Consider the following 14847-nt stretch of genomic DNA (forward strand, 5'->3'; position numbering starts at 1 on the left):
CCCTCCCCACCAGTCGGTGGTTTTTTTATTATTAGTATTATCAGTACCGGAATTCAATCGGAACTCAACCGGAATTCAATCGGAACTCAACCGGAATTCAATCGGAACTCAATCGGAATTCAACCGGAACTCAGTCGGAACTCTAGGAGCCGAAACCATTGCTAATTCAGGGAAGCTGTGTAGTTGAACAATTGTTAACACGAGAGGAGGCAGCTAAGAAATTGGAGCCATCAGTTGGAATTAGACAGTTCCAAAAGTATCTAGACTTAGCTTCTTTATACTTGCCAGAATTTGAAGATTTTCGGGACGAAGATAACGGAGGGCTAAACGGACGAGCAAAGTTGACAAACTGGCATTTACCTGTGCTTCAAAGAATTAGAAGTTACGTTTTAGCCAAAGGTTCTTTAAAGAAGGTAGCTATTGAATTAAAAAATCACCCCGAAAAGTTTTTAGGAGCCTAAATCATGATTGTTAAAGAATTTGCACAAGCTCTCAACAAAGTACCAGGAAAAGTAGTTGATGAGCTGCGCCGTCAATATCCAGAGCAAAAATGGACGGTCGATTCACTAGTTCCAGAGGAGATTTTAGCTAGATTCCAAGATATTACCAATAGTGAGAGATTACAGCCTCAACAATCACCTGTAGCAGATATACCCGAAGCCACAATCACCAAAGCTGATGAAGCAATTCAACAAGCCTCATACAAGTTAACTGCGGCTGATAAAGAGACTATTTCTGGTGCTATAGCTGTTCAAAATGAGCAATCTAAGATTTTGGGTGCATCAACTGGTGTCACCGGAGCTTTATTGTTCATGGAATCCTTGATTGGAGCCAAGGGGACGGTATTGGATGCCTTTGCCGAGCAATCTATGTTGGAAGTTGATAACCAGATTACCGAGATAGATCAGAGTTTGATTAATTTGGCAGAAGAAGCCTCAACAAGGCTGGGGAAGTCGATTCAAAAAAAAGAACAACTCAAGGCGCGACTCAATTTGTTGCGGGAGAGAGTTTCTTCAATGGGGACACAGATCCGATTTTAGAAGCTTATAAAACAGTGGCGGCATTGTTACAAATCCAAAATGAAACTGTCGCCACTGTTGCCGAAATCCGACTGCTTCAAAAACTATTAACTCATCAAAGGAAAAATCAAGTTATGGATATTCTGAGTACGGGATTGTTTGCTACTTCAGTTGTTGGCGCTTTAGGTGGCAGTGCATATCTCGTTGGTAGCGTTGTTGCTACTGGATTAATTGGTAGTGGGATGTTCATTCCCTTGGGATTACTTGTTGGTGCAGGATTGACTTTTCTGGGACGGGCATCAAAGTAAGAGTGATGGCCGGGAGTGTTTCATAAACTGTTTCACAGCACTGTTTCATGAAACTGTTTCAACGGTTTCATCAGTGTTTCAGGGCGTGAAACACCATGAAACAGCATTCCCCCGGCGTGAAACATGAAACGTGAAACGTGAAACACCAGCTAATTCCCTACTCGAAAGCCTTTATGGGCGGGATTGTTTCACGAAGCTGTTTCACAGCACTGTTTCATGAAACAGTTTCAACGGTTTCATCAGTGTTTCACGGTGTTTCACGACCCTGAAACAGCATTTCCCAGCGTGAAACATGAAACACCAGACAACTCCTTGCTTGAAAGCCGTTATGAAGGCTAATGTTTCATCCAACTGTTTCACAGCACTGTTTCATGAAACGTTTCAACGGTTTCATCAGTGTTTCAGACTCGTGAAACAGTATTCCCCCGTGTGAAACATGAAACGTGAAACATGAAACACCAGACAATCCCTTGTTTGAAAGCCATTATGAGCCGTAGTGTTTCATCCAACTGTTTCACAACACTGTTTCATGAAACGTTTCAACGGTTTCATCAATGTTTCACGGTGTTTCACGACCCTGAAACAGCATTTCCAGCGTGAAACAGGGGAAAAATTTGTACTAAGAACGCGCTATAGCACAGCAGTCTCATGTATAAGAAACAACTGTACTTAGCTTTGGCAGGTGTTGGCATTTGCATATTGCCTGTAATCATCCCCTTAGTACCCAAGTTGGGGGCTTATGTAGAGCTTCAACGGCTAAAAGCTTCAGAAGAATTAGAACGTTCCCGCATAGAAGAACGGGCTAAAACCAGTGATGCCTTGTATGAGGCGGGAGTGATGCCCACAAGTCGCAAGTTGAGAATTACCAATTACTTTGATAGCGCTAAACGCAATCCCAGACCAGACACAACCCTATATCTTGATGATGAGATTGTTGATGTTTTTGATGCGACGGGCAGGTGTATTGGACGAATTGAAGAAGGAATTTGGAAGTGGAAATACAAAGCCCAAGGTATTTGTAAAAGCGTTCAAAATATCAAACCAGTGAGGAAAAAGTAATGGCTAATAGTTCATCAAGTGCAGAAACTAATAGTACTGGCAACAGCGATAGTAAGCCTAAAGGTAAGAAGCGATCGCTTGGTGAAATCATTGATTTTTGTGCCAAGGCTGTTGTGATGATTGTTGGCTTACCCATTCGGGCTGCGGCTGCTATAGTCAATCAGTTTGTTGCTAATGGAGGTGCAGGTCGCGCGTTAGTTGGCGGGATTTTATTTATCGGCGGTTCCATGATTAGTGCTGATTCAACTTGGCAATTAATCTTTACTGGGCCCCCTGTTCTTCCCTGGTTTGAGCCGACTTGGAATTGGCTAAATGTGCCGTTTGCACTTTTCAACCCGTTTTTTTACCTGGCATTCATAATTTCTGTGGGTGTTCAGGTAATTGAAGCCCATGCCTTACGCGGTAAAAACCCAGATTCAGCACGACGGGAACTTCAAGATCACATGGTTTATGACCTTGAAACCAAGCCTAGTGGCAAGATTGACTTGGTAGGCCAACTCTGGGCGGACTACAAGACCGCAGGTATACGCGATCGCTCTAGCGCAGGGCTGGTTGTGATTGCGGTTTGGGTGTTCGATATTGTCACCACCTTTGCGGCTCGTAACCCATTTGAATTTACAGCCCCATTCATGATTTTGGGCTGTATTTTGTTTAACATCGGCACAATGATGGCGGGTGAAATTGGGTTCGCTATTTGGCGACTGACAAAGGATTAGAACGGAATGGCACTAAGTTAAGCACAAACCCCTGATATAACTGGCTTTTGGGTGTGGGGTGTGGGGTGGTGCGACTCGTTTGCGGTGAATTCATAACCCGCAGTGAGAACGTCAAGGCAGAACCTTGAAAATCTTATAACTGTTCCCAGGATGGAGGTGCAATCCCTCCCCTTCAAGGTTAGAAGTGACTCCCTATCTGTCCACACCGAGGCTAATCACCAGAGTGAAGCTGGAAGCAGGGCGGAATCAGTGCTAAATCAGATTAGGCACACTGCCGCTAATGGGGGGATACTACGGTGAACTTAATGTGAAGCTCCTAAAAAAGCGTCTTACACCCATAGCAGGAATCTGACTATATCCTGACTATCACCATCTACAAACCCGCAGCATCTCACCCCGGTAGCTGCATAACCTCTGGGTTGATGGTAGGCGAAATGGAGACACCTACGGTATCAAAACAATCTAAGGAACGGAACGAGGAAAAACGTCATCAACTCCATAAGGTTGACAACTTATGTGGGAAGCCGTGATTAAGCTTCTACCGGAAGATGATGGGTAGGATGGAGGCGGAAATTGCCTCCGGCAACCAAGAAATCTAGAAATGGATTAGACCATGCGTAGACAAACGGACTGCATTCCAGGGCTAGTAACTGGATAATAACATAGGGAATGTTAGCAGATCGCATTGACGCGGACGGGCACGCTCCCAAACCCCAATGAACGGCTAAGAATAGATGTGATGGAACATAGACCGACAATTTAAGGAAAACGTTGGTTATGCGAACAAGCCAGAAAGATTGAAGCTGTAATTGCCCAGCTTAAAGGGGATTGCAACACCCCTTCAGGTCTGGAAGGCTCAAGACGGTAAGTAACGGAGGTCAATACCTGAAAACGGGCTATGAATGGGATTTTGGGCTTTTACCCAGTTACCCGTAGGTTGCTAGGAGCCGTGATGCGTCTAAAGGTGCATGTCCGGTTCTGAAGGAGAGGTGCGCCGTAGCAATACGGACATCGACTCTAACTAGGGTGTGGGGAATCAAGAAAATGTTGAACTCCTTGACACAACTAAAGGTTAATTGTCTTAAACACTACACCCAACACCCTACCCCCAACACCCTGCCAAGCGCGAGGTTTCACATTTTCTTAGTGACAAAGGATTAGAACGGAAACCGCCCAAGAAACCAATCACTGTAAAAAAGGGCGGCAACGTTTCACCAAGGGAGGCATTTATGCAAAGTAACAATATCCCAAAAATCACAACTAAAGAAACTGAACATTTACGCGAATCATATCCTAGCTTGTCTCACTTAGAAGCTGGCAATATCGCCCAATGGCTGCAAGAGAGAAAAGATGGATTATTTGAAATGGCACGGGCATCTGAGAATGAAGCAGATATGACCCGTGTACTTGGTTTGTTGGCTTCTGGGATCGGAGCGGTTTGTTATGCGGTCAACCCTTTGGCGCTAGTTGGTGGTTTAGTCGGTGGTGCTGCGTGGCTATGGTTTGTTGTCGAACACTCCAACCGCACCAAAGAAATTGCGCCTTTGCCTTTTGTACGTGGTAATTTTGTAGACGCTCTAGCTCGTGCCGGGGATTATGATGCGAGGAGCAATTATCAAGCGGATCATCTTGCTAATACCGTTAAATTCCTAGAACGACAATCAGCACAAGAGTACGCCTTTCTTCATGCTGAGTTTGAAAATATTGTCCAGTATTTAACCCAAGTTGAACCAGGAAAACGTTTTTATGCTTATCGCTGGATGTTTGGCTGGTTTGGCAAGCTCAAGGGTCGTCAGCTACCGACTTATGAAAGCATGGCTCTCCATTTACAGGATGTGACGATTGACAGCCGGGTGAATCGGTCGGAGGTAAATGCCATCGCACAAGCTCAAGCCCAGTTACCACCTACCGTAGATATCAAACAGTTTCAATCGCCACAGGTAGATATTGGGAAGATGAACCAAGCTGCGGAGCTTTGTAGACCTACAGAGTTACAACCATCTTCCTCTGATGGGCTTGTACCAGAGACTATAATTAATATCCCTCTGACTAATAGGGCAAACGCACTGATCGCTGCTTTAACGAAAAGTGGATTCCAAGTAGAGAATATGATGAGTTCTCAAGTCATTGCGATCGCTGGTACTCAACGAGGTGGCAAGGGAACCTTAGCAGCAATCTTAGCAACATTATCTACTGCACTTGACCCCGGATTGAATACCCAATACTTTACTGCTGGGGTGGACGTTTACCCCTTTGCCTGCAACTTGACCTCTGCTCTTAAATACCCAGATATTGATGCAGATGGGGCTGATCAACTCGTCGCTCGTGATTTATTGAAATTTCTCAAGGGTTTAGATGGAAGCGAACCTTACTCCCATAAAAATTTACTGCTAGTAATTGATGAGGCAATGCGGTTGCTGTCATTGTTGGAGGAGAGCGATCGCACCTGGGCGATTCAATATTTACTTTCTCGCTTCGCTAAGTCTGGTGGTACATTAATTATCGTCTTGCATGGCTCTAACCTGACAAGCGTAGTCGGTAAAGCTACGGCTGGGCTGGCAGATACCTTTAAGCAATCGGTTAACTTTATTGGCTGTGTAGCTCAAGCGGTTAGCGCTGGTGGTCTACGCAAAATGAATGTTGCTAGTGGAGAATATTTCAAAGCCAACCCTAACAACTTTGGAGAACCTGTTAGTGGTGGCAATCTGGGCATGATTCCCGAATGGCTAAAGACCCACAAACACCCAGGCAATGGGCAACCAGATCCAGCAAGAACATTACTTCAGTTCTTCCCGGAATTAGTTCAACAGCATGAAAGGACAGTCATACCAAGAGGGGAGAAAATTGCGCCATCAGACGCAGTTAATCATCTGGAGTCCATTTTTTCAAAGCCTTATCAAGAAGTGGAATTTCTGGAAGTAGAAGAGAGTAGTATTTCTGAGGCTGATTTAGAACAGATTGTGGCGATCGTTGCAGCTACTGCTAATCCTCCAGCTTCTTTTGCTGCTATCAGAAACAGCCGCAAGTGGGGCGAAGAGAAAAAGAGTGTTCTTTACTTGAGAAATGCCCTATCACAATTAATTGACACTAACCGATTGTGCGGAAATGAAAAAGATGGTTTCAGCGTAATTAATGTTAATTAGTAATATTGGTCACACTTCCTGTTGAGTTCCTGTTGAGTTCCAGTCAAGTTCCGGTATTCTCACATCTCCAAGTACGACTTAAAAATAGAGCATTTTTGTCTCTTCAGCAAGTTTTAATTTTTTCTAAATATTTTCCAGAGTGTGGAAGCATCGGGAAGTTTAAAAATGAGCGATAAATTAACCACAGCATTACAAAAATTAGCCATAAGTCCAGTTAAAGCAGACAGGCTGGCCATTTGTAGATTGGAAAAAGAGTACGGCGCTTCTTTATCAGAAATCGTTGGTGAACTCAAAGATTATGCCATCGTTTACCAATCTATTCAAGACGAAAGAGCTAAACCCAGAAATCAGTTGATTATCGTTTGCTGCTATGGCTGTCTTTGGGGTGCAGTTATCGGAATTGCGACTTTGTTTATTAAGCCCAGCGTTACTGTAGCGGCAATTGAGTTGGGTTTTACGGCTGGGGTATCTGGGAAATTATTGGTTCAAAAAGGGGAATAAATCGAAGTAGGTGAAGATAGGTTTTAATTTAATTATTTAGCTATAGTTAGTGGAGACGGGTTGTTTGAACAGTTTGATTTAGAGTACGTAGGTTTCCATTAATTCGCCTCCACATAGTTAGTGGAGACAGCTGGGGGCTAGAAGCCAGAAAATAAAGGGCTTACAGCGCCCATTTTCGTGAATCTGATCCAAAAGTACTGTTTCGCAAATTAAAGTACTGGCTGCTGATAAAGGTTACGACTCAAAGCAAAAACGTGCTGACTTACGCAAACGAGGTATTCGTCCTCAAATCCCAAAACGAGTTTGGAAAACCAAGAAAAACAGAGAAAGACCAATCAAAATCTCTGTTCCTAGACTTCAGCAAGAGCGGTGTTTTGCTTGGTATCAGCGCAAATACCACCGTCTCGTTGTTAGATGGGAACGTCAAAAAGTTTACTTCGACACATTCATTGACCTTGCTACAATCCACATCTGGATTAACAAAATATTATTAGTGGGATAGGTTCTTGAATCTTAATATCTAAGTCTAGTAAGGAGCGGTAGAATACTGAGGCAAATCACTAAGGTATCAACTTATTCTAAGTAGTTAATCTCATCTCATTTCATCATCAGGTTTCTAAAGCATTTCAGTACGTATCTAATCCTATACGGCTGCTAAGTAGTTTCTGTTGGAGACGGAGAATTTGGGTGTGTCATGCTGCGAGTTCTTCATAGAGATTTTCGGGCGTTGGTAAATTCAGAGATCAACTCAGCCTGAAAGCCTTTTGAGATGGTTCGGGTTCATCTGTAAATTTACCAACGCCGATTTTCGTGTCCGCTTTACTGCTGTTGAACGTACCCAGAGTCCTTTTGGTACGTCTCCCAGCTAACAGGAGGGAATGTGCCTTTTGAGCTTTCACTAATTGACTTAGTATCTCCCTATGTTCTTCAAGGAGATACGTTTGGGCAGTGGCACGCGGTGTTATCGATACTCCGTGTTGCGGAGCATGAGATTGCGATCGATGAAAACGGAATCACGATTCGAGGAACTGTCGAGTTTGAGGGGAACCTCACGCTCGATCTGATCAATATGTCCATCACTGTAGCGAATGCAGAGAACCATCCGCAAAATGATGCATCACGTCGCGATCCGTGGATTGATATTCGCGATGCAAAACTCGATTTTCAGTTGTTAGTCCCGCGTGTTGCCGCGCAGAAGGTTTCAACCGCAGTTGCAGCGATCGGAAGTGGCGGAAGCTTTGCTAATGCTGCCGCTGTGATCAATGCGTATGATACGAACCCGAACGATGCACCCCCTTCGGACTATCCGACAACTGGATTCACGCTTGATCTATTGTTGACAACCGTTGTGTTGCGCCCTCCGTTTCTACAAGGAGCAAAACGGGAAGCAAACGGACAACTCGTGCCTGATCCACAACGGGAGAAGGTGACATTTACTCTGCCTCGGTTGAAGTTTCGGCTACAGCAGGGATCGATGAACAATGACCCGATCGTTGCAGGACTGCTATCAGCAGGAGCAACCGGGTTAGATGATCCAGGCGACATTGCCGTTGCTGAATTGATCAAGATGGAGCCACCCTATGCGTTCATTGGGTCGTCACAGGTCGTGGGATTTGGATTTCGATCGGGTACGCTGGATCTTGCAGAGGGCTCCACACCTCCAGATGTGCTATCACAGTTCGGGTTTGATGAGTCGTGGACAGGACTCTATCTGCCAGAGATTCGGTTGTTTATTGCACCGCATGGAGCGCAGGACTTCGCGATCGATGCCGGGGTGGAAAACCTGCTGATTGGGATTGGTGCATCGTCGGGCATTACAGGAGACTTCTCGCTGCAAGTGCTAGATCAAGGCGGCGGAGCGCTGAAGTTAGGCGCGCGATTTTATGATGCAGACCAACGGGGCTATGGCTTAGTCCGCACCTCAAACACAGCCGGGACAGTGCTGTTACCTGAGCGATCGCGCATGGTCGTTGACATTGAAGGCGGACGAACTCCGATTACCACGACAGTCACGGTGCAAGGTAGCCCAGCACAGAACAATCGGGTCGTTGACATTGATCTGTCGAGTGCCGCAGACCGAACAATTACGATCAATGTTGCGGATTCAAGTTCCCCACAGCGAACGGGCACGCTGACAATCACAGCAACGCGACGACCTGCTGCGATCGTGATTCCAGGTGTGACTTCACTGGGCCCTGTTCCAGCAGCCGTACTAACGACAACATCGATCACACAAGGAGCAGCTTCGCCCCAAGAGCCACGACTGATTTTAGTCTCTGAAACCCCAAATACAGCAACGATTGCGCTCGATACTTCTCCTGCCCGACAAGCACAGACGCAATGGACGGTCAACGGCACGCCACGGGGGGGCACAAGTGCAACTTTAACAATAGATATCTCCCCCGGAACGGATGTAACGATTCGGGCAGACTTGCCGGGAGAAACTGCAATTGGCAACTTCACGGGGTATTTTCGTTTTGATAATCCGCCGTATCGAGTCGGCGATCGTGTGCAGACAGATGACGATACTCGAAACTTTGCGCGGCAGCCGGGTAACACTCGGACGACTACAGCAGCCGATGAAGGGACGACATCTAACTGGTTGGGCGGTAGTGAGGTTCGTGTGGCGTTGCTGCCTTTGTTACAAGGATTGCCGACTGGAGCTGCGATCGCAGTGGATGGTTTCGCAAGCTATGAGGGAACTCCGCCTCCAAATACCGACAACACAAAGAGAGCCTATAACGAAGACTTGGCGCGGCGACGAGCATTAGGATTGCGAACAATCATTGAGGACTTGATTGCGATTCCCTCCAACGGGCTTCAGAGCAAGAATCTGATCGTCACTCATGCGTCTAACATGACGAATTGGCAAAACCAAGGCTTCCCCCAGGTTGAAACGCGGCGAATTTGGTGGAAGGCAGTTGCTGCTTGGAGCGGGTCAAACCCAGTAGGACTTGTGGTGGAAGGAACACTACACCGCGATCCGCAGACGAGTTCGACAACTAATCCTGTAATTGTCGATCCGCCCCCTCCAGAGAACCAGCAACCGCCGCCTCCGCCCCGATGGTTCCGACAGATGGGCGGCAAGGTGCGGATTGTTCGGAATCAATTTGTTGCCTGCGAAATTACTGCCAAGATTGATATCCAGACCGCAGCCGAAGATAGACTACAAGGGAGTATGCCGCCGGGGAATTCTGGTACGCTTCCCGCAGGTGCGCCACTCGGCGCAAATCCGGCAAATGGATTGATCGATTTTCGTCTGGTGATTCAGATTGACGATGCGACAGATACCGTGTCGATCATTGGTTACTATGGCGCTGATCCAGCAGATATTGACGGGCTGTGGCTGTTAGGAACACGACCGGGACAGACACCCGCAGCAAATCCAGGCTTTGGGCTAAATTTCTTTGGAACCACGATCGTACTGATGCCGCTGATCGATGCAGGGGTGGGTGCGGTTGCCAATGAGGGCGCTCTTGCTGAACTCGCAATGACAGCAGGAATGCTAGCCATTCCTGCCGGAATCGCAGGTCTAGCAAAGATTAATAGCAGTCCAGTCAAGGTGTTGTGTGAACGGGTTATTTGGTACGGGGGCGAAGTGCAGTTTCGATCGCGACCCACAGGGGTAGAAAGCGTGATCCTGTTCGACATGGAAGCAGCGCTGAGTATTGATGTTGCAGTCGGCGGCAAGACGCTTTTGAAGATCGATCGCAATGCTCCTCTGGCGATTCGATATAAAGCTGTGGGCGTTCGGATTGGAGATAACCCAGCATTGGGACGGTTTCAATTCAAGCCCGTTTTTGATGCGTCGAAAGGGTACACAATCGATGTATCGCGACCGGGCGCAATCACTGTCGCTTCCCCACTCGATCAGATTCTGACTGTGCTAGGAGCGCGAATTGCTCGAAACAACCCGCTGATTTTTGAGATTGATCTAGGCTTTGCTGTGGATTTAGGTGTCGTTACGATCGAGCGGGCGCGAGTGCGATTGAAGTTTGATCCGGTTAGTCCACCAGAGTTAACAGCGTTCGCGGCGAGTATTGATATTCCGGCGACGTTGAGCGGACGCGGCTACATGGAGATGAACGAGAACGAGATCAAGGGACAACTCGATCTTACCCTGATTCCATTTCAAGTGCGAATTGCAGCAGGCGTTGGTGTCGCGAATATCACGGAAGGGACTAGGAAGGCAACGGGCGTGATTGTCACACTGGAAATAGAGTTTCCAGTCGCCATTCCTTTGGGTGCTTCTGGTCTAGGGATCTATGGATTCTTGGGCTTGTTCGCGATGCACTATACGCGCAAAGAGCCACCTGCCGGATCAATGGCTCCCGCACTCGCCTGGTTAAAGAATGTCGCCCAGGGGAACCCGGCAGACATTGCAGCTTGGAAACCGAAGATCAATACCTGGGCATTTGGGGTCGGCGCGATTCTCGGCACGATGGGTTCCAGTGTGATCTTCAATATGAAGGGGGTTGTACTACTGGAGTTGCCCGGACCTCGACTCTTGCTGATGATGAAAGCGAATCTGCTAGCGGTCATGCCGCAGTTACAGGGCACAGCAGAAGGCACATTCCTAGCCGTGATTGATCTCGATATGGGGCGCGGAACGCTGACGATCGGCATTTCGGTAGACTTCAATATCCAACCCTTGCTAGAAATTAAGATTCCGGTCGAGGCATTCTTCAATTTCAATAATCGCAAAGACTGGTACTTGTACTTGGGACGGTACGCGGATCAGATTCACGCGAAAATCTTGGAAGTGTTTGAAGGCTCAGGCTATCTGATGCTGTCAGGCAAAGGATTTAAATCGGGTGATCTCAAGAGTGATTTACCCATTCCGGTCAAGGGCTTTGCAATCGCAGCGGGATTGCATGTCTCCTTCGTTTGGGGCAGCAAGAGCGTTGGGCTGTATGCAGAGTTAGCTGCCGGATTTGATGCGGTGTTAGGCTTTGATCCGTTCCGTCTGACAGGCATTCTCTACGTCCGTGGCACGCTGCACCTCTTCATCATCGACATTAGCGCTTGGGCAAACTTAACAGTAGACATTGGTGAACTACTAGACGGGTCGCGAGTGGCGAGAGTTTGGGGCGAGATATGTGGTCGGGTCGAGTTCTTATTCTTCTCAGTCGAAGGCTGTGTTGATTTTGCATTTGGGGTCAGTTCCACGTCAGAAACTAACCCCCCCAAATTGTTCCAGTCTTTGAAGCTGATTAGTCGATCACCCGCACTTGCGGTTGGAACGGGGGTCGATAAACCGATTGATGGCATGATCGCGGAAGGGGTTGAGGCAGCATCAGCACCGAGTTCGCCTCCCGATCCACCCCCCTCTGCTCCAGTCGGACAGCCGCAACCACAGATTCCGATGACCCAGCGGCGGGTTGAGATCGATGCGATTCCGCTCGTGATGCTAGCGATGCCGCCTATAACCGACAATATACAATACTTTTTCCGAGGAGCAGCAGCAGCTAACCTATCACCCGGCACACCCGCAGCACCCGCAGACGGTTGGAACCAGCGAGGTAACGATGTCTTCCAGTACACGCTCAAGAAAGTGGAGTTGATTGGCGAGTTACTAGACGGTTCGACTCCCGCAGTCTGGTTTCCCCAGAAGGCAGGAGATGAAGCAGTAGAAGCACAACTTGCTCTGTTGAATTGGGTTCCCGATCCAACCCCGAAAGCACTGGAGCGTAGTAAATTCCTAGAGGAAACCATTGAAGAAACTTGGGGTACTGTTTGTGATCCCGCTGCTCCTCCTACATCTGTCCTATGGACTTTCCTAGAAGAGCCGTTTGGTGTTTCACTTTATGGCTGGATGTTAGATGGCGAGGCCTATCCAGATCCACCAAATACAGTGAGATCTGCTCCGCCGCCTTTGAAGTTAAAAGTGACTGAACGATGGCGCACAGGGGTCTATGAAATCGATACACTGACAGGCATAATTCCAGCCGAAGTGGTCGGCGTACCTGTGATTTGCCCACCGAAACAAGAGAAGTTGATCGCACCCGGAACTTCTACCCTAGATCTCACCACGATTCCAGTCAGTATGGGCGATTTGACTCAGCTCACAATTCCAAATCGTCCAAGGCTAGGCAGTCCAGAATTTCCGAACCCAATTATAACTGCTCGTGGTCAAAAGCGTCCTGATGTGTTGGCAGCAGGAAAAGTGACGGTCGGCGACATGGTACGGATGGTGAATTCGGGTCAGCCAATTTCTCGATCAATGATGACTAGCTTACAGGTGACGGCTGCTACAACCTCAACTGTTCCTAAGCAGTGTATAAGTCGAGTACTCGCTTCACCGATGATGGATTCGCGCAAGCTGCAACCGTTTGGCGGACGCGATCGTCTTCAACAAATCGAAGCAGACTGGAAACGCCTGAAGTTCAGACCGGGAGTATTGGATGATGCAGTCGTCTTCCATACGGGTGAGGTCGTCACTGCAACGTTCTATCTGTTCGTCTCGCGGGAGCTTTTAGCTTTGCAGCAAATCATTGTTGCGATCACGAATGCAGAGGATCAGATATTTGAGCAAGTGCCGCTTGATGTCTCGATGATGATGCCACCTGTGACATTTCCTCCGACTTGGACAACGGCATCCAGTCCTTGGCTCAACGAAATCATCCTCTTAGCTCAACACCAGCAAGTGGCGCAGCCGCTTGGTTATGTGGGCGTTATTGTGAAAATCAAGGGCAATCCCCAGGGCGATCGCATTCAAATTGGACTGCGCCCTCAAGCTCCCGAATGGCATCGCAAATTTACTCATCGTCCCTTCTTTGTCGCTGCGATCGAGGTGCTACACGCCGCCGAATTCAAACGACACGAGTACGACACCAAGGAGCAGAAAAAGAAACAAGGGGTACTAGAAGCGGCTCTATCCGCAAGTAGTTCTAGCTACGCATTGCTCAAGCCGAATATGGCTTACGGCGTGAAAGTCACCTATGATGCTAAACACGGCAAGCGACCGCCGGGAGCAGGTGTTTCTGATGACAAGAGCTTGACAAATCTGGATCAAACATTCTGGTTCTACACGAACAAAGATGCTCCGAAGCGGCTCACTCCTTGGATGATGTGTTCCACACCCGAAGACGGTGAACTCCACTTCTTTGGTGAGATGCCGTTGCGGATTGTGTTTAACACGGAAGATGTCGGTCGTATCTTCGGTGCTTATCGGAAAGAGCTACGGGTGAAACTGCGATCGTCCTCATTCCGACCCTTGCCTTCGACTCCACAAGTTCCGCACCCGTTACCCTTAAACGCAGCGACCTTAGAACCTGTAATTGGCAGCGTGTTCTCACCGTGGGAAGCAGTCATGCAGGATCAATTGATGAAATCCTGTGTGCCCATTGATGGTAAGCGTACCCGACATTCGATGGTGAAGATGCCGATTCCGCTAGAGCCATTCACAGATTATGTCCTCGATATCGAGTCAGTCGATCAGGGGGTGGCACCAGATGCAGTCGGTGTGTCAGTCTGGCGCATCGGATTCTCGACGGGGCGGTTTGCAACAGTGACAGAGTTTGCGACTTCCTTCCAACTCGATCGAGTCCTACATCGATTCTCGAAACCGGGAGCCTTGCAAGCGATCGCAACCCAACTTTGGGCAAGCAATCCTCAAGGCAACCAACTAGATGATGCAATGATCAAAGCAGGATTGGAACCGATGGGTGTGCCTTCAGCACCAAGAATCATGGTGTTCTGGGAAACCGTAGGCACAACGCCGCAACCCGCAGCCGTGCTAGTCGATGCGTCGGAACCGATGTGGCGCAGCCGCAAAATTCCGCAGCTCTCGATCGATCCGACCCCGCCGAATCTACAGCGCTACGAGATGACCGACATGCAATGGCTGAAGTTAGAGCAGCAAGCAGGCGGCGATGCGATCGTAGACACGATTCTCAAGTCACCCGGCGCACAGCGAGCATTGATTACGCTGAAACCGAACTCGCGAGGCAAGAAACTGAAACTTGCTCTGCGGCACATTGCCCTCAAAGCAGAATACCTGGACGGTGCATCGGCAACCGATCAGTTCTATACCGTCGTTGAAACTATCTTGAACCGTGCGCCTTGGGAAGAGGAGGAAGACTAATGCCATATCTTGTCG

The 14847-nt window shown here is 48.0% G+C and carries 16 protein-coding genes; 12 read left to right on the forward strand and 4 right to left on the reverse strand.

Annotated elements, in window-relative coordinates:
* Positions 1-158: 158 nt before the first annotated feature.
* The 6 genes from H6G86_RS28235 to H6G86_RS28255 all read left to right on the forward strand — a co-directional run bounded on the left by H6G86_RS28235 (position 159) and on the right by H6G86_RS28255 (position 3102).
* Complete coding sequence (locus H6G86_RS28235; protein WP_094346789.1) at positions 159-461, forward strand: hypothetical protein; 303 nt, start codon at positions 159-161, stop codon at positions 459-461.
* Positions 462-464: 3 nt separating this feature from the next.
* On the forward strand, positions 465-1040 hold the full coding sequence (locus H6G86_RS28240) for a hypothetical protein (RefSeq protein ID WP_181927373.1): 576 nt from the start codon (positions 465-467) through the stop codon (positions 1038-1040).
* Between the two features lie 14 nt (positions 1041-1054).
* A complete protein-coding gene (locus tag H6G86_RS28245) occupies positions 1055-1327 on the forward strand; it encodes a hypothetical protein (RefSeq protein WP_190937084.1) in 273 nt (90 codons plus the stop codon).
* Positions 1328-1543: 216 nt separating this feature from the next.
* Positions 1544-1666, forward strand: coding sequence for a hypothetical protein (locus tag H6G86_RS39680; protein ID WP_277883679.1), 123 nt, complete (start codon positions 1544-1546; stop codon positions 1664-1666).
* Positions 1667-1975: 309 nt separating this feature from the next.
* Positions 1976-2386 (forward strand): hypothetical protein, encoded by a 411-nt coding sequence (locus tag H6G86_RS28250; protein ID WP_190937085.1) that lies wholly within the window; start codon positions 1976-1978, stop codon positions 2384-2386.
* Positions 2386-3102: a hypothetical protein gene (locus H6G86_RS28255; RefSeq protein WP_181927370.1), complete on the forward strand. Its 717-nt coding sequence runs from the start codon at positions 2386-2388 to the stop codon at positions 3100-3102. The genes H6G86_RS28250 and H6G86_RS28255 overlap by 1 nt, the downstream gene beginning before the upstream one ends.
* Before the next feature lie 530 nt (positions 3103-3632).
* Here H6G86_RS28255 and H6G86_RS28260 read toward each other — a convergent pair.
* Entirely contained in the window at positions 3633-3788 is a 156-nt protein-coding gene (locus H6G86_RS28260; protein ID WP_190937086.1) for a hypothetical protein, read from the reverse strand.
* A gap of 543 nt (positions 3789-4331) precedes the next feature.
* Here H6G86_RS28260 and H6G86_RS28265 point away from each other — a divergent pair.
* The 3 genes from H6G86_RS28265 (at position 4332) to H6G86_RS28275 (ending at position 7248) form a co-directional block, all read left to right on the forward strand.
* Positions 4332-6245 carry a hypothetical protein gene (locus H6G86_RS28265; RefSeq protein ID WP_190937087.1) on the forward strand — a complete coding sequence of 638 codons (1914 nt, stop codon included), beginning with the start codon at positions 4332-4334 and terminating at the stop codon, positions 6243-6245.
* Positions 6246-6410: 165 nt separating this feature from the next.
* Positions 6411-6746, forward strand: a complete 336-nt coding sequence (locus tag H6G86_RS28270) for a hypothetical protein (protein WP_190937088.1) — start codon at positions 6411-6413, stop codon at positions 6744-6746.
* Between the two features lie 217 nt (positions 6747-6963).
* Positions 6964-7248 carry a transposase gene (locus tag H6G86_RS28275; RefSeq protein ID WP_242065014.1) on the forward strand — a complete coding sequence of 95 codons (285 nt, stop codon included), beginning with the start codon at positions 6964-6966 and terminating at the stop codon, positions 7246-7248.
* 1400 nt (positions 7249-8648) lie between these two features.
* Here H6G86_RS28275 and H6G86_RS28280 read toward each other — a convergent pair.
* A complete protein-coding gene (locus H6G86_RS28280) occupies positions 8649-9209 on the reverse strand; it encodes a hypothetical protein (protein WP_190937089.1) in 561 nt (186 codons plus the stop codon).
* On the opposite strand from H6G86_RS28280, the gene H6G86_RS28285 reads away from it, so the two are divergent.
* A complete protein-coding gene (locus tag H6G86_RS28285; RefSeq protein WP_190937090.1) occupies positions 9197-9517 on the forward strand; it encodes a hypothetical protein in 321 nt (106 codons plus the stop codon). The two genes, H6G86_RS28280 and H6G86_RS28285, sit on opposite strands and share 13 nt — an antisense overlap.
* A 73-nt stretch (positions 9518-9590) precedes the next feature.
* On the opposite strand, the gene H6G86_RS28290 is transcribed toward H6G86_RS28285, so the two are convergent.
* On the reverse strand, positions 9591-9833 hold the full coding sequence (locus H6G86_RS28290; protein ID WP_163934429.1) for a hypothetical protein: 243 nt from the start codon (positions 9831-9833) through the stop codon (positions 9591-9593).
* A gap of 222 nt (positions 9834-10055) precedes the next feature.
* Positions 10056-10397 (reverse strand): hypothetical protein, encoded by a 342-nt coding sequence (locus H6G86_RS28295; RefSeq protein ID WP_190937091.1) that lies wholly within the window; start codon positions 10395-10397, stop codon positions 10056-10058.
* Between the two features lie 735 nt (positions 10398-11132).
* On the opposite strand from H6G86_RS28295, the gene H6G86_RS28300 reads away from it, so the two are divergent.
* Complete coding sequence (locus H6G86_RS28300; protein WP_190937092.1) at positions 11133-11336, forward strand: hypothetical protein; 204 nt, start codon at positions 11133-11135, stop codon at positions 11334-11336.
* An 826-nt stretch (positions 11337-12162) separates the two neighbouring features.
* Positions 12163-14832: a hypothetical protein gene (locus tag H6G86_RS28305; protein WP_190937093.1), complete on the forward strand. Its 2670-nt coding sequence runs from the start codon at positions 12163-12165 to the stop codon at positions 14830-14832.
* Positions 14833-14847: the final 15 nt, after the last annotated feature.

The sequence above is a fragment of the Nostoc sp. FACHB-133 genome (assembly GCF_014698055.1).
GTDB lineage: Bacteria > Cyanobacteriota > Cyanobacteriia > Cyanobacteriales > Nostocaceae > Nostoc.